This is a genomic window from Streptosporangium sp. NPDC023825, from assembly GCF_040639575.1.
Taxonomy (GTDB): Bacteria; Actinomycetota; Actinomycetes; order Streptosporangiales; family Streptosporangiaceae; genus Streptosporangium.
Map to the genome: position 1 here is coordinate 1 of NZ_JBFAAE010000158.1, position 1,242 is coordinate 1,242.

Genomic DNA, 1,242 nt, shown 5'->3' on the forward strand with positions numbered 1-1,242 from the left:
TTTGTTGTTGTGCGGGCGGCGCCCGACCACGCCGACCCTCCCGGCTTCGGGGCTGGAGAGCGCGGCGACGCACGAAGGTGGAGGCCCGAGGGTTCTCAACCGGTGCCGCGCCGCCTGTCAGGTGAGGGGGACGTGCCAGGTCAGCCGGGTCCCTCCCTGCGGGGAGGAGCCGGCCTCGAAGGAGCCGCCGAGCGCGGTGGCGCGCTCTTCCATGTTGCGCAGGCCGCTGCGTTTGCCCTCGCCGGACAGGCCGACGCCGTCGTCGGTGACGGTGAGGGTGAGCCGGTCATCGGCCGCCTCGGCGAAGACGTCGGCCCTGGAAGCCTTGGCGTGGCGCACGATGTTGGACAGCGCCTCACGCAGGACGGCCAGCAGGTGCTCGGCGACCGGTGCGGGCACCTGGTTGTCGAGCTGTCCCTCCATCCGCAGGCCCGGCATGAAGCCCAGGTGCCCGCGCGCGCCCTCGACCAGCTCCACGATCCGCGCGCGCAGGCTGGGCTCGTCGGCCTGGCGGGGAGTCTGCAAGGCGAAGATCGTCGAGCGGATCTGCCGGATGGTCTCGTCCAGCTCGTTGATCCCGTGCTGGAGCCGGCCCGAGGCCTCGGGATGCTCGACGAACCGCACGATGCTCATCAAGGTCATGGCGACGGCGAACAGCCGCTGGATGACGACGTCGTGCAGGTCCTTGGCGATCCGGTCGCGGTCTTCCAGCAACCCCAGCCGCTCGGCGTCCTGGCGGGCCTCGGCCAGCTCCAGCGCGACCGCGGCCTGCCCGGCGAAGGAGTGCAGGGTCCGTAGCTCGCCGCCGCTGAACGGGATACGGCCTGGTCGCTTGCCCAGCACCAGCACCCCCCGCACCGCCCCGGCCGCCCCCATCGGCACCGCGGCTGCGGGACCCACCGTCAGATCCCGGGTGAGGGCGGCAGGCAGGTCCGCCTCGCCGAGATCGGTGACCATGACCGGCTCACCGCCCAGCAGGGCCCTGCCCGGAAGCGAGCCGATGACGTCCACCGTGGCCCGGCCGAGCCCGTCGGCACCCGGACCGTCGGCGATCATCACGTGCAGGACCTCGCGGGCCGCATCGGGAAGCATGATCATCGTGAGGTCGGCGGCGGCCAGGTCTCGGGCCCGGCCCGCCATCAGGGTGAGCACCTGATTCGGTTCGGCGCCCGACAGCAGGCTGGTGGTGACCTCCGCCGAGGCCTGCAGCCACATCTCCCTGCGCCGGCTCTCCTCGTACAG

At 72.4% G+C, this 1,242-nt stretch carries 1 protein-coding gene; it reads right to left on the reverse strand.

The features are described from left to right. Nucleotides 1-117: 117 nt before the first annotated feature. The coding region (locus AB0G15_RS43495) for a GAF domain-containing sensor histidine kinase (protein WP_362851598.1) at nucleotides 118-1,242 on the reverse strand (1,125 nt) is incomplete at its 5' end.